Annotated in this window: 17 protein-coding genes and 1 tRNA gene; 10 read left to right on the top strand and 8 right to left on the bottom strand. The window is 61.3% G+C overall.

Features of this window, described 5'->3' with window-relative positions:
- Nucleotides 1-16 precede the first annotated feature (16 nt).
- Both ABZS45_RS05470 and putP read right to left on the bottom strand, forming a co-directional pair.
- Nucleotides 17-559, bottom strand: a complete 543-nt coding sequence (locus ABZS45_RS05470; RefSeq protein WP_412100978.1) for an HNH endonuclease family protein — start codon at nucleotides 557-559, stop codon at nucleotides 17-19.
- A 313-nt stretch (nucleotides 560-872) separates the two neighbouring features.
- Nucleotides 873-2,435 carry a sodium/proline symporter PutP gene (gene putP / locus ABZS45_RS05465; protein ID WP_412100977.1) on the bottom strand — a complete coding sequence of 521 codons (1,563 nt, stop codon included), beginning with the start codon at nucleotides 2,433-2,435 and terminating at the stop codon, nucleotides 873-875.
- 243 nt (nucleotides 2,436-2,678) lie between these two features.
- Between putP and ABZS45_RS05460 the strand changes: the two genes are divergently transcribed.
- The 8 genes from ABZS45_RS05460 to ABZS45_RS05425 all read left to right on the top strand — a co-directional run bounded on the left by ABZS45_RS05460 (nucleotide 2,679) and on the right by ABZS45_RS05425 (nucleotide 12,415).
- Complete coding sequence (locus tag ABZS45_RS05460; protein ID WP_412100976.1) at nucleotides 2,679-5,750, top strand: DEAD/DEAH box helicase; 3,072 nt, start codon at nucleotides 2,679-2,681, stop codon at nucleotides 5,748-5,750.
- Nucleotides 5,751-6,584 carry a hypothetical protein gene (locus ABZS45_RS05455; protein ID WP_412100975.1) on the top strand — a complete coding sequence of 278 codons (834 nt, stop codon included), beginning with the start codon at nucleotides 5,751-5,753 and terminating at the stop codon, nucleotides 6,582-6,584.
- 62 nt (nucleotides 6,585-6,646) lie between these two features.
- Complete coding sequence (locus ABZS45_RS05450; protein ID WP_412100974.1) at nucleotides 6,647-7,771, top strand: metallophosphoesterase; 1,125 nt, start codon at nucleotides 6,647-6,649, stop codon at nucleotides 7,769-7,771.
- A 3-nt stretch (nucleotides 7,772-7,774) separates the two neighbouring features.
- Nucleotides 7,775-10,360: an AAA family ATPase gene (locus ABZS45_RS05445; RefSeq protein WP_412100973.1), complete on the top strand. Its 2,586-nt coding sequence runs from the start codon at nucleotides 7,775-7,777 to the stop codon at nucleotides 10,358-10,360.
- 24 nt (nucleotides 10,361-10,384) lie between these two features.
- Nucleotides 10,385-10,894: a MarR family winged helix-turn-helix transcriptional regulator gene (locus ABZS45_RS05440; RefSeq protein ID WP_412100972.1), complete on the top strand. Its 510-nt coding sequence runs from the start codon at nucleotides 10,385-10,387 to the stop codon at nucleotides 10,892-10,894.
- Nucleotides 10,895-10,959: 65 nt separating this feature from the next.
- Complete coding sequence (locus tag ABZS45_RS05435) at nucleotides 10,960-11,253, top strand: molecular chaperone GrpE (protein ID WP_412100971.1); 294 nt, start codon at nucleotides 10,960-10,962, stop codon at nucleotides 11,251-11,253.
- A gap of 181 nt (nucleotides 11,254-11,434) precedes the next feature.
- Complete coding sequence (locus ABZS45_RS05430; RefSeq protein ID WP_412100970.1) at nucleotides 11,435-11,644, top strand: hypothetical protein; 210 nt, start codon at nucleotides 11,435-11,437, stop codon at nucleotides 11,642-11,644.
- 330 nt (nucleotides 11,645-11,974) lie between these two features.
- Nucleotides 11,975-12,415: a hypothetical protein gene (locus tag ABZS45_RS05425; RefSeq protein WP_412100969.1), complete on the top strand. Its 441-nt coding sequence runs from the start codon at nucleotides 11,975-11,977 to the stop codon at nucleotides 12,413-12,415.
- A gap of 200 nt (nucleotides 12,416-12,615) precedes the next feature.
- Here the strand turns inward: ABZS45_RS05425 and ABZS45_RS05420 are convergent.
- From ABZS45_RS05420 to ABZS45_RS05395, 6 genes are all read right to left on the bottom strand, one after another.
- A tRNA-Arg gene (locus ABZS45_RS05420) sits at nucleotides 12,616-12,689 on the bottom strand.
- A gap of 140 nt (nucleotides 12,690-12,829) precedes the next feature.
- Complete coding sequence (locus tag ABZS45_RS05415) at nucleotides 12,830-14,425, bottom strand: alpha/beta fold hydrolase (protein WP_412100968.1); 1,596 nt, start codon at nucleotides 14,423-14,425, stop codon at nucleotides 12,830-12,832.
- A 104-nt stretch (nucleotides 14,426-14,529) separates the two neighbouring features.
- Nucleotides 14,530-15,159, bottom strand: coding sequence for a LutC/YkgG family protein (locus ABZS45_RS05410; RefSeq protein WP_412100967.1), 630 nt, complete (start codon nucleotides 15,157-15,159; stop codon nucleotides 14,530-14,532).
- Nucleotides 15,156-16,661 (bottom strand): LutB/LldF family L-lactate oxidation iron-sulfur protein, encoded by a 1,506-nt coding sequence (locus ABZS45_RS05405; protein WP_412100966.1) that lies wholly within the window; start codon nucleotides 16,659-16,661, stop codon nucleotides 15,156-15,158. Before ABZS45_RS05405 ends, ABZS45_RS05410 begins: the two co-directional genes overlap by 4 nt.
- Entirely contained in the window at nucleotides 16,661-17,446 is a 786-nt protein-coding gene (locus ABZS45_RS05400) for a (Fe-S)-binding protein (protein WP_412100965.1), read from the bottom strand. Before ABZS45_RS05400 ends, ABZS45_RS05405 begins: the two co-directional genes overlap by 1 nt.
- Before the next feature lie 314 nt (nucleotides 17,447-17,760).
- Complete coding sequence (locus ABZS45_RS05395) at nucleotides 17,761-19,413, bottom strand: L-lactate permease (RefSeq protein WP_412100964.1); 1,653 nt, start codon at nucleotides 19,411-19,413, stop codon at nucleotides 17,761-17,763.
- A 236-nt stretch (nucleotides 19,414-19,649) separates the two neighbouring features.
- On the opposite strand from ABZS45_RS05395, the gene argS reads away from it, so the two are divergent.
- The gene (argS, locus tag ABZS45_RS05390; RefSeq protein WP_412100963.1) at nucleotides 19,650-21,311 is read left to right on the top strand and encodes an arginine--tRNA ligase; all 1,662 of its coding nucleotides are present in this window, start codon (nucleotides 19,650-19,652) and stop codon (nucleotides 21,309-21,311) included.
- Between the two features lie 28 nt (nucleotides 21,312-21,339).
- Nucleotides 21,340-22,677, top strand: coding sequence for a diaminopimelate decarboxylase (lysA, locus tag ABZS45_RS05385; protein WP_412100962.1), 1,338 nt, complete (start codon nucleotides 21,340-21,342; stop codon nucleotides 22,675-22,677).
- Nucleotides 22,678-22,796: the final 119 nt, after the last annotated feature.

Raw genomic sequence — 22,796 nt, 5'->3', positions numbered from 1 at the left:
TTTTCCCAGCGAAAGTCTAACGGTGCTGTGAGATGAAATCGAATCGGCACTGGTGGCGCATGACCGCATAGTCACGGGAGGGGAGCGGTAGTTGGTACTTGCGTGCCACCGCAGCAAGCCGCTGCGAATAGTCGCAGCGGTCGGCGGGCGGGAGCCACTCAGCCGGCAAGGAATCGGACTTGGCTTGGTTCAAATTGCGGGCGGTAGCGACGAGGTTGAGCGGATCGTTGGCGAAGGCCATTTTCTTATCACGCGGCCAATCTGAAGCGCCGAGATCCCAAGCGGCGGAGAGCGGAAAGACGTGGTCGACTTCCACGCGCGCCGGCGCCGGGGCGCGGGCATAGGGATCGTAGAGAGTGCCGTCGATGGTCTGCGCGTCTTTAACGTTGTCGCGGGTTCCGGGTGCCCAGCCGCCGAAATCATCGCGGTCATAGCCAGGGGCCTCCACGCGCGCAGGCACGGTAGTCACACCCAGGTCGGGGCCGGGGAGGAGGTGGTAGCCGCTGTAGGCCACCGTGGCTATAGAGAGGAAACCGATATAGGCCGCGCGCAGGTTCATGCACTTTTAGACTGTGCGGCGGTGTTCGCGGTTCCCGAATCAGTAGCAAGCTTGTGAGCACACAGAAGGGCTACGTGGATGCACTCAAAAAGGCATTTCCCAGAAGGCATTAGTTAGAAGGTTTCTTTGGGGGCAAAGGCACCTTTTAGAGGCTCGCACACGGCGTTTTCGAGGCAAAGGCACCTTTTGAGAAATGCCTTTTGAGTAGCGACCATGTAAAGCCATCCGAGCCAATCACAAGCGAAACCCCGCCACAGCAGTAACTTGACTGCCGGAGCGGGGTTTGCGCGTAGGGAGGGAGAAGGGAAGAGGCTTACTTCTGAACCTTCTCTGCGGCCTCCTCGAAGTCCAAGTCGTCGTTCTTCTCAACGAGCTTGGCCAAGCGGGTAGCCTCCTCGAACTCCTGGGTGACCTTCGCATCCGGGGCCTTGGTGGCCAGGGAAGCGCCGACAGCCACGAGTAGAGCGGAGATGAAGCCCGGAACCAGCTCGTAGAGGGTATCGCCCAGCGGGCTCATGCCCCAGCCGATGGCCACGATCGCACCGGTGAGCATGCCGGCGATAGCGCCGGTGGAGTTGAGGCGCTTCCAGTACAGCGCCAGCAGGATGATTGGGCCGAAGGCGGAGCCGAAGCCAGCCCAGGCGAAGCCAACTAGGCCCAGAATCGAATCCGACGGGTTGATGGCCAGCACAGCAGCGATGATGGCGATGGCCACGACCGCGGTACGGGACAGGTTGATCAGAACGTTCTGGCTCGGCTTCTTCTTAGCGAAGATGAGGTAGAGGTCCTCGATGAGGGAGGTGGAGACCACCAGCATCTGGGAGGACATGGTGGACATGATGGCCGCGAGAACGGCGGTCAGAACCAGACCAGCAAACAGCGGGTGGAACATGACCTGAGCCATGTCCAGGAAGATGGTCTCGTAGTTCTCCTGGTCAGTAATGGAGTGGCCGGTCTGGGTGAAGAACACGGTACCCGACAGCGCCACGAAGATAGCGCCAATCAGGGAGATACCCATCCAGCTCACACCGTAGAAGCGGCCCGCGCGGGCGTCGGAAGGCTTACGCAGCGCCATGAAGCGCACGATGATGTGCGGCTGGCCAAAGTAACCCAAGCCCCAAGCCAGATTACCGATGATGACGGCGGCGGATACGCCGGAGAACATCGAGAAATAATCGGGGTTCTCAATAACGCCATTGGTGGCGTAGGGGTTCTCAGCGGCGAAGCTGAAGATTTCGCCCGGGTTGTCCAAGGAGAAGAGCACCATGATCGGCACGATGATGAGAGAAGCGAACATGAGCAGGCCCTGGACGGTATCGGTGTAGGACACCGCAAGGAAGCCACCGACGAAAGTGTAGAAGACCGTCACGGCAGCAACGACCAACATGCCGACCATGTAGTCGCCGCCGAAGCTGGACTCGAAGTAACGGCCGCCGGCCACCATGCCGGAGGAGACGTAGAAGGTGAAGAAGAAGATAATGATCGCCGCCGCGATAATGCGCAGCAGACGCGACTTATCGTGCAGGCGGTTTTCAAAGAAGGAAGGCACGGTAATAGAGTTGCCGGCAATTTCGGAGTAGGAGCGCAGACGTGGCGCAACCCACTTCCAGTTGGCCCAAGCACCGACGAGCAGGCCGATGGCCATCCACAGCTCGGACATACCGGTCAGGAACAAAGCGCCCGGCAGGCCCATGAGCAGCCAACCAGACATATCGGAGGCGCCGGCGGACAGGGCGGCTACGAACGGGTGAAGGCCGCGGCCGGCGAGAACGTAGTCGTCATACTCATCCGTCTGCTTGTAGCTCCAGAAGCCGATAGCGGCCATGGCAAGCAGGTAGATGATCATCGCAACGACATACCAAGTGGAGTCTTGCACTGATCTCTCCTTGAGATTGAGATTAAAAAATAGGACCTAACCACGCTAACGAGGCACAAGCTCCTACCCAACTGAAAATTGGCTGGTTGACCAGTATTTGGTTACCTTGGTCACAGCTTAATGTACGGTCTTACTGGTGTTACGTTGTTATGTAACGAGACTGTAACGATTGTTTATTTGGGCTGGATTTGGGAACTTTCTGAGACCTCCACCCACAAAAGGTGTGCTGCTAAACTGGCCCCTATGGCTTCTTACCTGCTGCATGGCCTCTGGCTGCCCGTCTCCGGCCTGAGTCTATGGATCGAACAGGTCGAAGGGCACAAAATCATCATGCCCTCAGCAGTCCCAGAGGGAACCTTCCCGGATGTGGTCGATAGCATCCTGAGCAAGAAAACCTTCCGCAACCGAGCGCGAGTCTCCCTGCGCACCCCGAAGGGCAAAGAAGTCTCCCTCATGGTGCCCATGGCTATGTTCGCCCCAGATGAAGCAGTGGAAACACTGGCCAAGCTGGAATTCCTTGACACCGATAGCCAGGCGGTTTCGGCGAAACAGCGTGCAGCTATTGCGCCGGATCTCCTGTGGCTCATTCGCGCCTACCGCGGGCTTTACCGTTTTGTCCGCGCCGGCCGCGTGACCATCCGACTGTCCTATCAAGCCGGCGAGTGGTATCCCATGTGGCAACTGGCCTCCGGTTTGGGCGAGCGCAGCTGGTTGGCGGAAATGCTGGCGTCCGCACCCGGCATCCTGTCCATTAATAACCGGGCTCTCTCTGATGATTTGGCAGATGAGCTCACGCACTGGATTGCCTATACCCAGCTGCGCCCGCAGATCGACGCCCCACGCGCTGCCCCCTGGCACGACTTTGCCCAAGCGCTGCTGAAAACCGCGCCCGTGAAAAAGGGGCGCGCTCAGCTGTTGCGCGGGCTCAACGAGTGGAAAGATTCCATAACCTCTGTGGACCTGCAACTGGTCTTCCTCGTCGAGGAGCCGCCAAACGATGACGTCGCCGTCGAGGATGCGGCGTGGCCCATCCGCCTGCTGGTTCGCTCTGGTACGGATTCTCCTCTGCCGGTGCGGCAGGAGCAGTTGGATCGGGGGAGCGTCGAGAAGCTGCGTGAAGCCCGTCGACACGCCTTCGACGTGGCCCCGCGGCTAAAGTACAATTCCGCCCCGGCGAGCCGGAATGCGGGGGACTGGGATGTGTACCTGACCACGGAACAACTCGTGGATTTTGTGACCCACGACGCCGCCGCCCTGCGCAAAGCTGGCTTTACCGTGCTGCTGCCCAAGTCCTGGTCCCACATGGAGACCAAGGCCAAGCTGGAAACCACAGAGGTGCGCGATCCTGCTGATGCTGCCACCAAGGCGCACATCGGCATGGAGAAGCTGTTCAGCTATGACTGGAAGCTTTCGGTGGGGGATACGCAGCTTACCGACGCCGAAATGCACGAGCTCATCTCCTCCAAGTCCGGCCTCATTCGCCTGCGTGGCGAGTGGGTCATGGCGGATACACAGGCCCTCAACAAGATCTCGCAATACATGCGCGAACTGGCCGATACCGCCCGCAAGCGCGCCCTAAAGGAACTGGAGCAGCTCGCTGCGACCGCGGAGATGGCCCGCCAACTGGAACAGCCTGGCTGGGAAGAGCTCGTTGCGGAGGTGGAGCGCCGCCGCAAGGAATTCAACGAGGGTGAACAAGAAGAAGCGGTAACGCTTGCGGACCTACGCGAGATGGCCTTGAAGTCGATGGCGGAAGACCCCGTTGCCTTCACCGGCTCTGAGTGGCACACCTCGCTGCTTGGCGGGCTGGATAGTACTGCGCCCGACCGCGTGGAAATTCCCGATATGGTCCATGCCGAGCTGCGCGAGTACCAGCGCCGTGGCGTGGATTGGCTGTACTGGATGTCCCGCAACAATATCGGCGCGGTGCTGGCAGATGACATGGGTTTGGGCAAGACCCTGCAGCTGTTGTCCCTGCTGGCGGTAGAAAAGGCCGCCCATGAGACAGAGGGGGAAGCAGAGGCGTGGAAGCCTACCCTGGTGGTTGCCCCGACCTCCGTGGTGGGCAACTGGGCTAGGGAAGCCACGCGTTTCGTGCCGGACTTTAAGGTCATGGTGCAACACGGCACCGGGCGCCTGAAGGGCGAGGAGCTGGTCACGGCGGCGCAGAACGCCGATATCGTCATCACCTCCTATGGCACGGTCAGCCGTGACTTCCTGACCTTGAGCAAGGTGGAGTGGGACCGCGTGGTCCTCGATGAAGCCCAAGCGATCAAGAACGCCTCCACGCGCTCCTCCAAGGCCGTGCGCGCCATTCCTTCGCGGCACCGCGTGGCGCTGACGGGCACGCCGATTGAGAACCGGCTGTCGGAAATGCGCTCTATCCTGGATTATTGCAACCCCGGGATCCTGGGCTCTGCTTCCTTCTTCCGCAACCACTTTGCCAAGGCTATTGAGCGCGAAGGAAGCGATGTCATGGCGGAGCGCCTGCGCCTGCTCACCGGCCCGTTCATCCTGCGCCGCCTCAAGACGGACCCGAATATCATCGATGACCTGCCGGAGAAGTCTGAGCAGATCATCACCGTGCGCATGACCGATGAGCAGGCCGCACTCTATAAGGCTCTGGTCAATGACGTGGAGCAAGCCCTACAGAAGAAGAAGGAGGGCATTTCGCGCCGCGGCCTCATCTTGGCTTCGCTGACCCGCATTAAGCAGATTTGTAATCACCCGGCCCACTTCTTGGCTGATGGCAGCGCTGTCACCATCAAGGGCAAGCACCGCTCCGGCAAGGTGGAAGAGCTCATGCGGATCATCGACCAGGCCATCGAATCCTCGGAGCGCGTACTGATCTTTACCCAGTACAAGGCCTTCGGTGACGTTCTCCAGCCCTACCTGTCTGAGCAGCTGGGCTGTGAGATTCCCTTCCTCCACGGCGGGGTGAGCAAGAACCGGCGCGACCAGATGGTGGAGGACTTCCAGGCCGAGGATGGTGCGCCCGTCATGCTGCTCTCGCTCAAGGCGGGTGGTACAGGCTTGAACCTCACGGCGGCGTCGATTGTCGTGCACATGGACCGCTGGTGGAATCCGGCGGTGGAGAACCAGGCCACAGACCGCGCCTTCCGCATTGGCCAGCAGCGCAACGTGCAGGTGTACAAGATGATTACCGCCGGTACCTTGGAGGAATCCATCCAGGACATCCTTGATGGCAAGACGCAGCTGGCCGGGGCCGTCGTGGGCGAAGGCGAGGGCTGGCTCACAGAACTGAGCCCCGAGCAGCTGGCGGATCTCATGAGTTATAGGGAGCAGGAGAAGTAAATGGCACCGAAGAATACTGAGGACAACAACGTCATCTACGCCAACTTCGGCACCCGCAAGCGCGTGAGCACGCCGGAGGAGGTCAACCGCGTCGACCGCGTGCGCACCATGCAGCCGGCGGCCACACGCCTGCTCAATTTTGTGAACCAGCAGACGGATTCCGGTCGCATTCGCCGCGGGCGACAGTACGCCACGGAGGGCCATGTCGTGGGCCTTGACGTGCGCAATGGCGCGGTGCACGGAAAGGTCGCGGGCTCCCAGAATGAGCCTTTTGCGGTGCTCATCCAGGTGCCCTACCGCAATAACGAGGACATCGGGCGGCTGTCGGAGATGTTCGCACGCACCCCCAACTCAGTAGCGAAGGCTAAGGAAGGCATGCTTGCCGACGCCTCCCTCGACATCCTCATCGCCGAATACCCCGACGACCTCCGATTCTCCTGCACCTGCCCCGACCCGGAATATGTGTGCAAGCACGTCGTGGCGGTGGCGGACCGCCTCGCGGCCCGGATGGATGCCGATCCTTCCGTCATCTTCGCCCTGCGCGGACTTGATTTCGCGCGGCTGGAGCAAGCGGTCATGGAACAGGCCAAGGCGGCCTCGGAGGACTCTTTTTCAGCTTCCGCGGCCTCTGAAATCTCTGCCGAGGAACGCAATGCCTTGTTCTGGGAGGGGCGCGAATTGCCGCCCTTGCCGGAGCCCAAAACTGCTCCTGCCGTGGATGATTCCGACCCGGAATTGCTGCGCAAAGCCATGCGCTCCGTGAGTCATACGAACATAGATTTGCTTCGGGCAGTCTCCGATGTCGAGGACCTTTACTATCATCTGACGCACTAGACATTGCCACCCCAGGGGACAGGCTCAAGCGCCAGCCCTGGACCACGTTGTAGGGAGTTTGCATGGCCGCGGTTACGTTCATCCACACCTCAGATTTCCAGCTGGGAATGACACGCTGGTTTTTAAGTCCCGCGGCGCAATCGCGCTTTGATGATGACCGCGAAGCAGCGGTCCTGCGGCTGGGGGAGCTGGCCACCGAGACGGGCGCGGAGTTCATCGTCGTGGCCGGTGACGTCTTCGAGCACAACTCCTTGAACAAATCAACGCTGCTGCGCGCGAAGGACATGTTCAAGCGCCTGCCGGTTCCTGTTTACCTGCTGCCCGGCAACCATGATCCGCTGGTGGCGGATTCCATCTTCTTCAACTCTTTTGCGGATAACGTGCACGTCATCGCTGATTCGGAGCCGATTGAGGTTCGCCCAGGCATAGAGATCGTTGGTGCCCCTTACCTGTCTAAGCGGGCTAATTATGACCTCGTGCGCCGTGCGCTGGAGCCTTTAGAGCCTGCCGAGGAGGGCGCGGTTCGCATCGCAGTGGGCCACGGCCAGGTGGAGTCCCGCGCAGGCACAGGGGAAGACTCGGACGCCGATACTATCGACCTCGCCTTCGTGGAAGAGTGCCTGGATAAGGGTGTTATCGATTACCTTGCGCTGGGGGATACGCACTCCACCGAATCCCTCGGTTCTACCGGCAAGGTATGGTTCTCCGGCAGCCCGGAGACCACGGCCTTCGACGATAGGGAGCGCGATTCGGGCAACGCCTTGGTGGTGACCGTTGAGGGGGAGCGGGTGGATGTGGCCAAGCACCACGTTGGCCGTTGGGACTTCCGGGCGATTGATGCGGACGTTAACTCACTGGAGGAGGTCGAGGCTTTTCTTGCGGAGCTCGATGCCGTTCCGGAGAAGATTCGTACCGCGGTGAAGTACAGCCTGCGCGGCACCGTGGGCTTGAGCGCGCAGGCCCGTCTGGAGCAGGGCCTGGCGGAGATGGAGGAGGTCTTTGCCTCCCTCAAGCCGCGCAAGAGGACCATGGACCTGCATCTGGCGCCCTCAGAAGAAGAACTCGGCGAGCTGAGTTTGAGCGGGTACGCCGCCGATGCGCTAGCGGAGTTGCTCGAGGACCTAGATAATCCCACTGCCCGCGACGCCGCCAACCTGCTGTTCCGCCTCAGCGCGAAGGGAGCCTAAACCATGATGCAGCTGCATTCTGTTGAACTGAACAACGTCCGGGGCGTGGAGCACCTGGAGGTCAAGGACCTCCCGGAGACCGGGGTGGTGGTCATCGGTGGGCCGAACGAAGCTGGAAAGTCCACGCTGGTGGAGGCCATCGATTTCGTGCTCACGGAAAAGCACACGGCAAATTCCAAGCCGGTGAGGGCGCTGCAGCCTGCCGGCCGCGATGTGGGACCTGAGGTCACGCTGGAGGCAACCGTGGGGCCGTACCGCTTCCGCATTCGCAAGCGGTGGGTGAAAAAGCGCACCTCGGAGCTGCATGTTTTCTCCCCGCGCCCGGGCCAGTGGACCGGTGCCGAGGCCGATGGGGAGCTGGAGCGCATCCTCAGTGAGCACGTGGACCGCGCGCTTCTCGACGCCCTCTTCGTCCGTCAGGACGACCCCCACCAAGGCATCGCCGCAGTGGGCATTCCTTCCCTGACCGCAGCGCTGGAGGAGGAAACCGGGACGAGTGCCGCGGCGGAAGACTCCGAGCTGCTCACACGCATCGAGGCGGAGTACAAGGAGTACTTCACCGCGAAGACAGACAAACCGGCAGGAGACTATAAGGCTGCCATTGCTGCGCTCGCGGATGCTGAGGAAAAGCACGCTGCCGCCGAGGCCTCGCTGCGCGAACTCGACGGCGTGGTGGAGCGCTATGAAGCCGCCGAGCTGAAGAAAGCCGAGGCTGAAGCAGCCCTGCCGGCCGCCGCGGAAGAACGCGAGCGCCGTGACGGTGAGCTGCTCGCCGCTCGGGCCGCCCAAGAGAAAATCACCGCGCAGAAGCAAGCAGTGACTCGAGCGGCGGAGGCTGTGACTCGCGCAGAGGAGGAGGCAGAGCGCCGTAAAACTGTGGTTGCTGAGCATGCCGCAGCTGTCGAGGCTGCTGAGCGTGCCGCCGCTGCGGTTGTGGGGGCCCGCGAGCGGGCCGAGGAAGAAGCCACTGCCCGCACAGCCTTGGAAAAGGAGCGCGCCGAGGTTCACCAGCGCTACGAGGCCGTGCGCGAGGAGCGCCAGCGCGCCCGCCGCGCGCAGCAACGCGCTGAACGCGAGGCCCTGGGTACCCGCCTCGAAGCACTGAACAAACTGGAAGAGACTTTGGCGTCCCGCCGCCGCGAGCTGGCTGCGACGCCCGACGTACCGAATCTGCAGGCACTGGAGGACGCTGCACGCGAGGTCACTGTCCAGGAGCGCCTGCGGGCGGCTGCGGCGGCCAAGCTCTACTTTTCTGGCGAAGGCGTTGTCACCGTCGATGGCGAAGCACGTGCACTGGAGAGCAACAAAGAACTAGTCGTTGAGCTGCGCGAAGGTACCACGCTGAAGATCGGCGACATCACTGCCCGCTATGCAGCCGGTGCGGGCGATAGCGGTGAGGAAGGCGTGGAGAAAGCCCGCGCGGAGCTCACACGCCTGCTGGAAGACGCCGGGTGCGAGGACGTGGAGGCTGCCCGTTCCATCCACGAAAAACACGTAGAGCTAGCATCCGCTGCCGATACCGCAGCCCGCGAACTCGCTGCGGCACTGGGTGGGGAGGACCTCGGTGAGTTGCGTGCTCGCTTCGAGGCGGGTGCGGCCGATGCTGAGGACACCGAGGGTGCCGGCGGCACTACCGATTCCACCGCACAGCCGCGGGAGCTCGACGTCGTGGAGCGGGAAGAAGAGAAGCTGCGCAGGAAGCTGGATGAGCTCGACCGCGCCCTGGCACCCTACCGCGAGAACAAGGCGGGCGCCGCACTGGAGGTGGCGATGGTCCGTGCGGAGGAGGCCACGATGCAGCGTGATGCTCAGGCCGCAGCCGTGGAGGCCGCCCGCGCCCAGCTCAGTGATGCCGAGGTGACCGCCGCGATTGAGACAGCACGGACTGAGCTGGCGAAAGAGAAGGCGGCTTTGGAGGAGATGTCCACCGTGGATGTCGACACCGCAGAGCAGCTAGCTAGGGGAGCACACACGCACGTTGATTCGCTGAACGCAGCGGTTAATGCGGCGGTTGGCGATATGCGCGAGTTTAACGGGCTTATCACTATGCACTCTGGTGCAGCTGAGGATGCAGAGAAAGCTGCCGCGGAGCTCGAAGTGGCTCGTGAGCGCCACGCCGCTATCGAGCGCCGTGCGAATGCCGCGCGCTACCTGCGCACGCTCATGCTGCGCCACCGCGATGCCGCCCGCCAGCGCTATGCTGCGCCCTTTGTCACGGCTCTTAATGGTTTGGCTCGCACCGTCTTTGGCGGTGACGTGGACTTCGAGCTCTCCGAAGAACTCAAGGTCCAAGCTCGCAGCCGTAACGGTGAGACCGTGTCCTTCGACGCGCTCTCCGGCGGCGCCAAAGAACAGCTGAGCATCCTGACACGCTTTGCCATCGCACAGCTAGTGTCCGGCGAACCGGTTCCCGTCGTCATCGACGACGCGTTAGGGTCTACCGACTCGCAACGCCTTCAGCTTATGGCGGCGTTGTTCAGCAAGGCCGGGAAAAACACTCAGGTCATCGTGCTGACCTGTATGCCGCAGCGCTACTCGTGGGTACCGGGGCGCATGGACCTAGATATGGAGAGACTTACAAGCGCTTAAGTCATGGAGTGTAGGGTGTGAGCCATGACTGCGGACACTCGATGGCTCACCGAAAGCGAACAGGACCTCTGGCGGCACATTCTCGCCAGCATTCGCAAGATTAATCGCGGTATGGAGGAAACCCTCTTAGCCTGCAGCGATATCTCCGCGGCGGAGTTTGCGGTCCTCGTCTCGCTTTCGGAGGCACCCGAGCGCACGCTGCGTTTGCGCGAGTTGTGCTCGGAATTGGAGTGGGACCGCTCCCGTGCCTCCCACCAGATCACCCGCATGGAAAAGCGCGGTTTGGTGCGCAAGGAAAAGTGCGCAGGCGATGCGCGCGGCGTTGAAGTCGTCATGACTAAGGCCGGCCGGGCACGCCTGGAGGCGGCAGTTCCTGAGCACGTCGAGTCGGTGCGTCGCATGGTGTTTGATCACCTCGATCCTGCCGATGTTCCGGCACTTCTGCGCTTTTGCAAGGGCGTCCTGTCGGAGAATAACCTTCCGGGCTTTGACGGCTTCGTTCCGGACGAACGTCTGGGCCTCCACGCAGACTAGCCGTGCTTGGCGCGGGTAGAGTAAGGCCCGTCCGTTTACGCACCAGGAGGTGACCTTCCCACACCATGATGGGACAAGAACTGTTTGAGCATCCGCAGCGCCAATACGCTACGTACGGCATCACTCCCTTGAAGGAACTGAGCGCTCAGGTTGGTCCGGTTGAGGATCTGGAAGAGCTCACCGAGGAACAAGCCACCGCGCTTGAGGCAGCCCTTGAGCAGCATCCGGAGGGCGCACTAACCTTCGATGATGCCGCACAGCTGTGGATTATTGGCGCGGAGGAGGATATTGAGCGCATGTTCCAGGACCGTGAGGACTTCGTCGAAGCGCTCAATAACAATGAGGACCCTGGGGTCTAGGCCACAGTCGGCGTCAAACTAAAGGCGGATGCCGGCCGAAATATCTGCGTTTAACTACGGGCGGCTCTGCATAAACTGCTAAGATACTCTGTGTTAAAGGGCGAGCATCCCCCGTGTAGTGAAGAGAAGGCATTCAATGAGAATGCAGTCTGGCTAGGGGAGCTAAGTGAAAGGACAAAACATGATGGTCGAGCGCGATTTGGCTCAGGAGCAGCGCGAAGCAGCTGCACGTGACAAGGCTGACGGCTGGGTATCCGTCTTCGTTCAGTGGATCCCCTCCATGCTTCTTGCCGTGGTGATGGTGGGTGCCATGATGCTCGGTATGTACTACGTCGAGCACGGCACCCTGGATATCACTCAGCCGATCGTCAACCAGTACATCACCCAGTAACCTGGTTCGCTTTCCACGCTGCCGCCCAGCGGGGAGAGTAGTTTGACGTCAAGCCCCAGCAGATTTGCTTGCTGGGGCTTCATCTTTTTCACCAGCCCCCAAATCTTTAACTCGTGCCGCCAACTGCCCTAGTTGCCAAAAACATTGCTCCTGCCGCACGATCTGGCCAGAACTTTGTCAACTAGGGCAGTGCTAAGCCTGAAAGTGAGTCTCCGAGTGCGATGTCTCCGAGACATTTTGACCCCTTCGCGCTCACCGTGGGCCTTAACCGTCTACCGCGCGCCCTTCCGGTGAGCGCGAAGGGTGTATTCGTCCGATAGTGTGAACGCTATGGACCCTCACATCTACGTTCGCTATCTCAACGGCCCGCTCCAGTGGCTAGGAATTATCGTTGGCCTTGCCGTCGTGGCAGCAGTGGTGCCCACAATGATCGATTCCACATGGGCAGCGATCCTCTTTGGCGTCCTGGTCATCGCTGCGACGGCAGTGTGCATTCTGATGCGGGTAAAGATCGTCGTCAACGACCATGAAGTTGCAGTGTCTGTTTTGGGAGTCTTCACACAGACGATTCCTCTGCGCGAGATCACCGAGGTAAGTAAAGGTCCCGAAACTGGGCTCAAGGAAGGCGCGGGCCCACGCGTCGTCGACGGCGCACCGGCTTATATCGTTTCTGGGTCGACGGTGCGCATCAAGTATGGCCACGATTCTCTTATCGCTTCGGCGAAGCACCCGGAAAACGTGGTTGCGGATATTAAGGCACGCTTGGGTTAGTTCCATACCCCCAGACCTGGATCCCGCAACCTCCTGGTGGGTGGTGGGCGACGCCAAGGGCTTGGCGACGCCCACCTGCAGGTTGCGGGTTTCAGTTCTGGGGAAATGCAGAATGTGTACAGTTCCCCCGCACACGTGGCGTCGTTGAAACTGTGGGCCGGGGCGGAGCCTGATTGGAGAGAGATTTGGGCAAGAAAAAGTGCCCCTGACAGGGATCGAACCTGCGACCTTCGGTACCGGAAACCGATGCTCTAATCCGCTGAGCTACAAGGGCATTGCTGGCTAAATGCCAACGATGCGATTCTAGCCTATAAAGGCTGAAGCGCAGTAATTGGCCTCACGCCGATGGGGGTGTGGTGGAGGACAGAGCGGCTAAGATAGCCGCTCCCTCGTCGCTTTCAGCAGCTTGTAGGGCTAGGCTGGCTGCTCCTGAGCCTGGGGCTGGTCAAAGAAGCCCGGGGCGTCCGCGGTGTGGACTTCACCGGTGCGCAGGTAATCAACCACAATCTGGTCGACGGCCTTGTTGCCCATTGCGAAGTGGCCGTGGCCCGGGCCGTGGACGGTCACCACGCGGGACTGCATCGGATCGGAGAGGCCGCGGTAGAAGGCGTACGGGGTCTGCGGGTCACCGGTAGCCTGCAGCTGCAGAGGCTTGGTCTGCAGCTTCTCGCCGGAAACGGCAATCGGGGTGCTGACGGGCGCGCGTCCACCGCAGCCGACGCCCGAGGCATACATGGAGTTGAACAGCGTGAAGGGATCAATCGTGACGTAGTTCGACCAGAGGAACGCCGGAATGAGAGTCGGATCCGTCGGTGCGGTGTTCTCATTGCACATAATGATGTTCTGCATGCTCATTGCGTTGACAAGCTGCTGCTGGGCTTTTTCTGGATCCTGCTGAGCCTGCTGTGCGGCCAGGTCCGCAAAGTTCATGGGCTCAACACCGCCGATGTGCTTGGCCAGTGTGTCCCACATCTCGGGGCGGGGGAGGAGCTCACGGGTCGCGCTCAGCGTCTGCGAAGAAGCTTGAACAGCCTGCGGGTTGCGTACCTTGCCTGCAAGGTGCTCTACCTGTACGCGCAGCTCACCCGTGGCGGTCATGACATTGGCGCCGGGCTGGCCAGCAAACTCCAGTCCTGGCGGGAGGTCACCAATTTGGGCGTTTGGCGGAAGCACAGTCGGGCGCACGCCTGCTTCCTTGGCCACGATCTGGGACCAGCGCTCATAAGCCTTCAGGGGAGTCGTGCCGGCGTGGTAGGTGGCGTCATTCTTGGCCACGTACGCAAAGAAGTCATGGAGGGCATTCTCATAGCCTGCCTGCTGGGAGGCGAAGATCTGGTTCCATGCCATCTTCGGATTCATACCGGAGTCCAAAACGACCTTGTCGGTGTGCTCCGGGAAGAGCGTGGCATAGGTGGACCCCAGGAAGGTGCCGTAGGAGAGACCAGCGATGTTGATCTTCTCCTCGCCGAGGGCTTGACGGACAACCTCCCAGTCCTTGGCGGTGTTCTCCGTCGTCAGAGAGTCGGTGTAGCCCGGGGTGTTTTTCTCGCAGTCATCGCGGGTAATTGCACCAATCTGCGTGAGTTCTGCGAGCGGGTTTGCTCCAGTCTCACGCGACGTGCAATTCACCTCGCCGGATTCGCGCAAACCACGCGGCTGAACGCCGATGATGTCGTAGCTCTGTTTGACTTCCTCCGGCCACGCGGCGAAGCTCACCCAGCTATACGCGTCACCGCCCGGGCCGCCCGGGTTAGTGAATAGGGCGCCCTGGCGGTTGCCTGTGGCCTTCAGACGGATGAGGCCGACATCGATGGTGCCTTTCTCCGGGGCATCGTGATAGGTCGGAACGGTTATGTGGCCACACTCGGCGCGCTCTTCGGTGACCCCCTCCGGGCACGAGCCCCAGTTGATGGAGGGTTGGTCTGCGTGAGCGACAGCGGGCGCGGCAACCAGGCCAGCAGCGATAGCCACGGGCCCCAGCACCGAGCCTAAAACGCGAGAAAGACGCATAGAATAAGGCTCCTTAAATCGTTAATTGCTTTGGGCCTTATCCTATGCGCCGGAGGTGATGTGAGCCGAGTGCTCGGAAGGGTCGGGTGCCCCCGAACGTCACATTACTTAACAATCACCACAATCAGATCGCGCGGGCCGTGGACACCCTCCACGCGGGAGAGCTCGATATCCGAGGTAGCGGAAGGGCCAGAGATCCACGTCGCTGGGCACTCCGGGTTCATACGGGAGACCATCTCCGGCACACCGTAGACGATCTGGTCTTTGCGCACGATACATACGTGACGGTCCGGCACCAAGGTCAGCGCGCGGCGGCCACAGGTCTCATTGGACTCAAGCACAATGGTGCCGGTCTGCGCAGAGGTGACGTGGGATTCGGTCACCACGGCATCGACAGCGTCGAGCTCGCGCGGGTCCTTGGCGTTGTCATCAGGGGTGATGGTTCCCTCGAAGCCGTCCAGAAGCCCAGCGTCCATGCCGGGGGCGTAGACGACGTTCGAGCAGCCGCGCTCCTTCAGGATGCCCACGAGGGTGGAGTTCAACCCAGACTCATCGGTGACGTGCACATCAGCCTTGTAGTCCTCGAGGCGGTCCACCAGCATGTCCCGCAGCTCCTCTTCGTTGAGCGTGCCTTCCTTCTGGTACTCGCGCGGAATGTCTACGTGGTCCGGCAGGCCGGCCTGCTTTTGGGCGGCTGAAATGCGGTTGAGGATTTCCTCTTTGGCGGTGGTCACTTGATGCCCTCCTTCTTGGCTTGGGCGAGGAGTTCTTGAGCTTCGTCAGTGTTGAACCATTGGCGGAAGGACTTCTTCGGCGGAACGGCAGTATCGCGTACCTCGGACCACCCAGACATGAATAGCGGCAGCTTGTCGATGACCCCGTTGAAACCACCGAGGACACGGCCGAGCGCCACCATGTGGGTGATCTGGTTCCAGATCTTCGGGTTCTTCCACACCAGCTCCACGACTTGGAAGAGCTTCTCTTCGACCGGCGGGGTGGCGTTGGTGACCTTCTGGTAGCGGTTCTCCAGAATGACTTGGGAGAGCGGAATGCGTACCGGGCATACCTCGTCGCAACGGCCACACAGGGAGCAGGCATAGGGCAAGCTTGCCGACGGATCGTTGTGGTCCTTCATGCCAGTCAGCTGCGGCGTCAGGGAGATGCCAATCGGGCCGGGGTAGACCGAGCCATAGGCGTGGCCGCCGGCGCGCTCGTAGACCGGGCAGACGTTCAGGCAGGCAGAGCAGCGGATGCACTTGAGTGCCTCGTGGCCCTTGGGGGAGGACAGAGCAGCGGTGCGGCCGTTATCCAGCAGCACGATGTGGAAGTTCTGCGGGCCGTCACCTTCGGTCACACCAGACCACATGGAGGTGTACGGGTTCATGCGCTCTGCAGTGGAGGAGCGCGGCAGCAGCTGGAGGAAGACCTCGAGGTCCTGGAAAGTCGGGACCAGCTTCTCAATACCCATCACGGTAATGAGGGTCTCCGGCAGGGTCAGGCACATGCGGCCATTGCCCTCAGATTCCACGATGTTGATGGTGCCGGTCTCTGCGACACCGAAGTTAGCGCCGGAGATGGCGACCTTGGCCTTCATGAACTGCTCGCGAAGGAACTGACGGGATGCTTCAGCCAGTTCCGCCGGCTCGGCCTTGAGCGAGTCATCGGTATTCGGCATCTTGTTGACAAAGATGTCACGGATCTCCGCGCGGTTGCGGTGGATCGCCGGGACCAGAATGTGGGAAGGTTTGTCCTCTCCCAGCTGGACGATGAGCTCCGCCAGGTCAGTTTCCTGGGCGTGGATACCGGCTTCTTCCAGGTGTTCGTTGAGCGCGATTTCCTGGGTGGCCATGGACTTGATCTTGACCACGTCGGTCTCGCCGGTTTCGCGGATAAGGCCCTCGATAATTTCGTTGGCTTCCTTGGCGTCGCGTGCCCAGTGGACGATGCCGCCGCGTTTGGTCACCTGCTCTTCGAACTGGACGAGTAGCTCGCCCATGCGAACAGCAACGTCATCCTTGAGCGCGGATCCGGCGTCACGCAGCTGCTCCCAGTCCGGGGTCTCATCCACGGCGTGCTGGCGCTTGTCACGAATGGTGGTGGTGGCGTGGTGCAGGTTGCGGCGCTGGGTGGCGTTGTTGAGGCCCACGTGAGCCAGCGGCACGAAGGCCTTCGAGCCGCGCAGGTTGCCGTAGCCTTCAGGGGCGCGCGGAGGGGTGGTGTCGAGGAAGGAAGTCATTAGAGCATCTTCTCCTTGGAGTAGGCCGCAGAGGTAGGAGTCCACGGGTGTTCCTTGGTGGAGGCGAGGATTTCCGCCAAGTGGATAGCGCGAACACCGGAGCGCTGGCGAGCCAGAGCACCACCGATATTCATCAGGCAGGAGGAGTCACCGCCGGTGACGTACTCGGCTTCGGTTTCGCGGATGTGGCGGGTCTTATCACCGACCATCGCTGCGGAGACCTCGGCGTTCTTGAGGGCGAAGGTGCCGCCGAAACCGCAGCATTCTTCTGCATTAGGCAGCGGGGCGAGGTCGATTCCCTCGACCTCCTTAAGCAGCTGGTAGGGGCGGTCACCCAACTTGAGGAAGCGCAGGCCGTGGCAGGAGGGGTGGTAGGTCACGCGGTGAGGGAAGAAAGCGCCGACATTGGTGACTCCGGCGATGTCGACCAGAAACTCCGGCAGATCCAAAGTCTTGCCGGCTGCCTTCTTGGCGCCGTCCACATCGGCGGAAGTGCCGAAACGATCAGCGATCATCTCGTGCTGCTCACGCACTGCGCCCACGCAGGAGCCGGAGGCTGAGACCACGTAGTCGATGGAGGGGTCCGCAAAGGCGTCCGCATAAGTGCGGATCATGCCCAAGGTCTGCTCCTGGTAGCCGGTGTTGATGTGCATCTGGCCGCAGCAGGTTTGCTCCTCTGGGAAAACTACGTCATAGCCCAAGCGGGAGAGGATGAGGGCCGTGGCCTTATGAGCATCGGGGAAGAGTGAATCACCGATGCAGGTGGAAAACAATGCTATTCGCATTCGTGAGCGCTCCTTAATCTGCCTCTTCGTGGCTTTGTCCCGTGCTTGGCACAGCGATGGTGTACTCGGATGCGCGCTACCAGGACAGCCGTAGTGGGCATTTTTCGAGTTTGTATCTATGAGCCTACCGCCCAAAACTCACATTATCGAGACGGGATTAGCCCTCCTACCTGGCGTTTTATCGCAACATTAATGTTGTGAAATTCCTTACGTGCAGAGATGGAGCAGTCACAAAACGCGGGCAAGCGAAAACCCCCAGACGTGGCGAGTGAAGTGCCCGATTCTGGGGGTAGTTGGTGCTGAGGACTGAGAGCTTAAGGAACCAAGAATCCCAGCACGTTGCTCATGAGGAAGACGATGATGCACACGACGGCAAGGAAGGCCACGGAGTAGCCCACGACGGCCTTGAAAATGCGAGATTCCTGGCCCTCCATCTGGACCGCGGTGGCGGCGATGGCCAGCGACTGCGGGGAGATCATCTTGCCTACTACGCCACCCGAGGTATTGGCGGCCAGCATGAGGTCCGGATTGACGCCGATGCGCTCGGCTGCGGTGACTTGCAGATTGGCAAAGAGCGCGTTGGCGGAGGTATCCGAACCGGTCACCGCGGTACCAATCCAGCCCAGGACGGGGGAGAAAAGCGCGAAGATACCGCCGACAGAAGCCACGAACTGGCCGATGGAGATGGTCTGGCCGGAGTAGTTCATGGTGTAGGCCAGCGCCAGGACCAGGATGATGGTCAGCGCCGAGAACTTCATACGGGAGATAACCTCGCCAAACTTAGCTAGCGGTGCCGATGCCTCCAGCGTGTAGCGGCCGTTTTCGTTGAAAGACATGTAGATAGCAGCCACGATGATGCCGGAAATCAGCAGCAGGGTGCCCGGGTTGCCCAACACGTTGAACTTAAACGCGGTATCCATGGCTTGGCCTTCGGCGTCGAAGACGGTGCCGTCGAGAAGCGGCCAGGCAACGTTGAGCTGCAGGAAGCCGAAGATGGCCGGCCACGCGGTGGCGATGGCGAATACTGCAGTGACCACGGCATAAGGCAGCAGTGCCATCCAGATGCGGCTGCCGTTTAGGTCCGTGACCTCTTCCTGGGCGGGCAACTCCATGCGCTCACGCAGGCTGTCCACGCCCTTGGGCTTCCACACACGCAGGAAGATAAAGCCCGCGCCGAGGGAGACAATGCAGGCCACGACGTTGGTGAGCTGGTAGGCAAAGAACGTGGCGGCGGCCCACTGAGCAATGGCGAAGGAGATGCCGATGACAGCGGCGGCGGGGCCGGCCTCCTTGACGCCACGCATGCCGTCGAGGATGAAGAGGATAAAGAAAGGAACGACGGCGGCGATGAGCAGGACCTGCAGGGAAATCAGACCGGCGATATCGGCGGTCTGCTCGGCGGTGCGCCCACCCACGGAACCGGCAGTGGTCACCGGGATGCCCACCGCACCGAAGGCGACGGGCGCGGTGTTGGCGATGAGCACGGTGGTGGCTGCCTTGAGGGGTTTGACGCCCAGCGCCAGGATCATGGTGGCCGTAATCGCCACGGGGGCACCGAAGCCAGCGAGGGCCTCTAGTAGGCCGCCGAAGCAGAAAGCGATGAGAATGGCCTGGATGCGAATATCGCCATCGCCCAAGAGGTCAAAGGTCTTGCGCAGGTCATTGAAGCGGCCAGAGGCCACGGTGACCTCGTAGAACCAGATGGCAGTAATGATTACCCAGACGATGGGAAAGAGGCCGAAGAGCCCGCCGCGCACCGCGGAGGACAATGCCATGCCGGTTGGCATGCCCATGCCAAAAATTGCGATGAGAACCGCGACGAGAAGCGCTACCGCACCCGAGGTGTGAGCGCGGGCCTTGAGCCCTAGGAGCATGATGAAGAACGCGATAAGCGGCAACGTGGACACCAGCGCGGTGAGCCCGACGTTGCCAGCAATGGCGTCGGTGGTGATGGTGAAGGTTGACATAAAACTCAATTCCAGTTGGCTCCCGCTGGCGTCTTTGCGGAGAAACCCAGCATGCGGCACCGCATGTGTCGGCCAAGCGAGAGGGCGAAAGATTGAATCGATTCAGATAACGCCTTTTAGGGTAGAACTTGGTGCTTCGCTGTGCCGCATTGTTCACCCGATGGGGGTAAGTGACCTTGCTAACGTCTGTGACCTGATAGCGCCTCCCAGCGGCGGAGACGATAGACTTTGGCCCTATGAATCCAGAAGATCTTTCCGTCTTGATCAAGAACACTGCCGCCGCCGTGCTCACCGAGCATGAGCTGGACGCCTCCGTCCTGCCGAAGACTGTCACTGTGGAGCGCCCGCGCAACCCGGAGCACGGCGATTACGCCACCAATCTGGCACTCCAGGTGGCCAAGAAGGCTGGCGCCCAGCCCCGCGAGCTGGCGCAGTGGTTGGCGGATGCCCTCGCCGGCAACGACGCCATCGATGAGGCCTCCATCGCGGGCCCGGGATTCCTTAACATTCGCCTCGCTGCCGCAGCGCAGGGCGCCATCGTGGCCCAGGTGCTCAATGCCGGCGCAGACTTCGGCAGCAACACCACCTACCAGGGCAAGAAGATCAACCTGGAGTTTGTCTCCGCGAACCCGACTGGCCCGATCCACCTGGGCGGTACCCGTTGGGCTGCCGTGGGCGATTCGCTGGGCCGCGTGCTCGAAGCCTCTGGCGCGGAGGTGACCCGCGAGTACTACTTCAACGATCACGGCGGACAGATCGACCGCTTTGCGCGTTCGCTGGTGGCCGCAGCTAAGGGCGAGCCCACGCCGGAGGACGGTTACGGCGGCGATTACATTAAGGAAATCGCGCAGGGCGTGCTCGAGCAGAACCCGGACGCCCTCGACGGCAGCGATGCCGAGGTCCAGGAAGCCTTCCGCTCGGCGGGCGTGGAGATGATGTTCGCCCAAATTAAAGAGTCCCTCCATGAGTTCGGTGTGGACTTCGATGTCTACTTCCACGAAAATTCCCTCTTCGAGTCTGGCGCAGTGGAGAAGGCCATCCAGAAGCTCAAGGACAACGGCAAGCTCTACGAGTCTGAGGGTGCCTGGTGGCTGAAGTCCACCGAGTACGGTGATGATAAGGACCGCGTGGTCATCAAGTCCGATGGCAATGCGGCTTATATCGCCGGCGATATTGCCTACGTGGCCGATAAGTTTGACCGCGGCCACGACCTGGCCATCTACATGTTGGGCGCAGACCACCACGGCTACATCGCCCGACTGCGCGCATCCGCCCAGGCCCTGGGCTATGACCCGGAGGCTGTCGAGGTCCTCATCGGCCAGATGGTCAACCTGGTCCGCGATGGTCAAGCGGTCAAGATGTCTAAGCGTGCCGGCACCGTCATCACTCTTGATGACCTCGTCGAGGCCATCGGTGTCGACGGCGCGCGCTACTCTCTGGTGCGCTCCTCCGTGGATTCCAGCCTGGACATCGACTTGGGCCTGTGGGCCTCCCAATCGGCGGATAACCCGGTCTACTACGTGCAGTATGGCCACGCCCGTATCTGCTCCATCCTGCGCAAGGCAGAAGAGCTGGGCTTCGACACCGCCGCGCTTGCCGATGCCTCCCTCGACCTCCTCACCCACGAGAAGGAGGGCGACCTCATCCGCACCCTGGGCGAGTTCCCGGAGGTTGTGGCCACCGCCGCCACGCTGCGCGAACCGCACCGCATCGCGCGCTATGCCGAGGAGCTTGCTGCTGTGTTCCACCGCTTCTATGACCAGTGCCAGGTGCTGCCGAAAGCTGGTGAAGAGACCGAGTCGATTCACTCCGCACGCCTTGCCCTGGCCAGCGCCACCCGCCAGGTCATGGCCAATGCCTTGACTATGGTCGGGGTAAGCGCACCGGAGAAGATGTAAGACGGAGACGATGTAAGACAAGGTATCGATGACTGATTTCAATTCTCTTCCGGCCCACGTGTGGCCGCGTAACGCTGCTCGAGATTCGGATGGCGTGGTCTCGATTGGTGGCGTTTCCCTGACCGAGCTGGCTGAAGAATACGGCACCCCGCTCTATGTCTTTGATGAGCAGGACTTCCGCTCACGCTGCCGGGATATGGCCCAGGCCTTCGGCGGCCCCGATCACGTGCACTATGCCTCCAAGGCTTTCATCACCAAGCGCATCGTCCGCTGGGTAGATGAGGAGGGCCTGTGCCTTGACGTGGCCTCCCTCAACGAGGCCAAGCTGGCGCTCGCTGCGGACTTCCCACCGGAGCGCATGACAGCGCACGGCAATAACAAGGAAGACGAGTACCTTGAGCTGTGCGTAAACGAGGGGATTGGCCATGTGGTCTTGGATAACGCGGAGGAGCTCTCGCGCCTCAACAGCATTGCGGCGGCCGCCGGCCGTGTGCAGCCGGTGATGATCCGTGTCAAGCCCGGTGTGGATGCCCACACGCACGAATTCATCGCCACGGCTCATGAGGATCAAAAGTTCGGCATTTCCCTGTCCACCGGCGCCGCCTTCGATGTCGCTCGCACGGTGCTGGAATCCGCGAACCTAAAGCTCGTGGGCTTGCACTGTCACGTGGGCTCCTCGGTGTTTAATGCCGATGGCTTCAAGCTGGCCGCCGAGCGCGTGCTGAGCCTATACAAGCGCATTCACTCCGAGCTCGGTGTTGCCCTTGAGGAGCTGGACTTGGGCGGCGGCTTCGGCATTCCCTACATGGAATACGAGGAAGCCCTCGACGTCGCCACGCTGGCTAAGGACCTGCTCGACGCCGTGGAGCGCACCGCCACTGAGCTCGGTATCAAGCCGCCCTTCGTGCTGGTGGAGCCCGGCCGCTCGCTGGTGGGTGCCTCCGCGGTCACCGTATACCGCGTGGGCACGGTCAAGGACGTGGAGACCGGCAAGGCGGATCTGCCGATGCGCCGTTACCTCTCCGTGGACGGCGGCATGTCCGATAACATCCGGCCGGCGCTCTATGGCTCTGAGTATGACGTGCGCGTGGTCAACCGCCGCACCCAGGGTGAGCCGGTGGACTCGCGCATCGTGGGCTTCCACTGCGAGTCCGGTGACATTCTGGTCAACGAGCGTCGTTTCCCCTCGGATATCACTACCGGGGACCTCCTCGCCTTCGCCACCACCGGCGCCTATCAGTACATGATGGCGTCGCGCTATAACGGCGCTTTGCGCCCGGCGGTTGTTTCCGTGCGTGACGGCAAAGCCGCGCTCATGCTGCGCCGGGAAACGGTGGAGGACTTGCTGGCGTTGGACGTCGACTAGCGCGGCGTTGCCACAGCTCACTGCATTTTATTCACAAAGACATGGCCGGTCGCACGTTGTGCCGGCCGTTTCGTATAGAAATAGACAGCTCGTTCTGTATAGTGATGGGCTAGCACGTA

This window comes from Corynebacterium aurimucosum (assembly GCF_046895345.1).
Taxonomy (GTDB): domain Bacteria; phylum Actinomycetota; class Actinomycetes; order Mycobacteriales; family Mycobacteriaceae; genus Corynebacterium; species Corynebacterium aurimucosum_G.
This window is presented reverse-complemented; position numbering and strand designations above follow the sequence as displayed.

Bases quoted from the DNA above. Each gene is read 5' to 3' on its own strand.
- ABZS45_RS05430 (WP_412100970.1), top strand. From the start codon at position 11,435: ATGATGGTCGAGCGCGATTTGGCTCAGGAGCAGCGCGAAGCAGCTGCA.
- ABZS45_RS05460 (WP_412100976.1), top strand. From the start codon at position 2,679: ATGGCTTCTTACCTGCTGCATGGCCTCTGGCTGCCCGTCTCCGGCCTG.
- ABZS45_RS05415 (WP_412100968.1), bottom strand. From the start codon at position 14,425: ATGCGTCTTTCTCGCGTTTTAGGCTCGGTGCTGGGGCCCGTGGCTATC.
- argS (WP_412100963.1), top strand. From the start codon at position 19,650: ATGAATCCAGAAGATCTTTCCGTCTTGATCAAGAACACTGCCGCCGCC.
- ABZS45_RS05440 (WP_412100972.1), top strand. From the start codon at position 10,385: ATGACTGCGGACACTCGATGGCTCACCGAAAGCGAACAGGACCTCTGG.
- ABZS45_RS05455 (WP_412100975.1), top strand. From the start codon at position 5,751: ATGGCACCGAAGAATACTGAGGACAACAACGTCATCTACGCCAACTTC.
- ABZS45_RS05400 (WP_412100965.1), bottom strand. From the start codon at position 17,446: ATGCGAATAGCATTGTTTTCCACCTGCATCGGTGATTCACTCTTCCCC.
- ABZS45_RS05445 (WP_412100973.1), top strand. From the start codon at position 7,775: ATGATGCAGCTGCATTCTGTTGAACTGAACAACGTCCGGGGCGTGGAG.
- ABZS45_RS05405 (WP_412100966.1), bottom strand. From the start codon at position 16,661: ATGACTTCCTTCCTCGACACCACCCCTCCGCGCGCCCCTGAAGGCTAC.
- ABZS45_RS05470 (WP_412100978.1), bottom strand. From the start codon at position 559: ATGAACCTGCGCGCGGCCTATATCGGTTTCCTCTCTATAGCCACGGTG.
- ABZS45_RS05450 (WP_412100974.1), top strand. From the start codon at position 6,647: ATGGCCGCGGTTACGTTCATCCACACCTCAGATTTCCAGCTGGGAATG.
- lysA (WP_412100962.1), top strand. From the start codon at position 21,340: ATGACTGATTTCAATTCTCTTCCGGCCCACGTGTGGCCGCGTAACGCT.
- ABZS45_RS05395 (WP_412100964.1), bottom strand. From the start codon at position 19,413: ATGTCAACCTTCACCATCACCACCGACGCCATTGCTGGCAACGTCGGG.
- ABZS45_RS05435 (WP_412100971.1), top strand. From the start codon at position 10,960: ATGATGGGACAAGAACTGTTTGAGCATCCGCAGCGCCAATACGCTACG.
- ABZS45_RS05425 (WP_412100969.1), top strand. From the start codon at position 11,975: ATGGACCCTCACATCTACGTTCGCTATCTCAACGGCCCGCTCCAGTGG.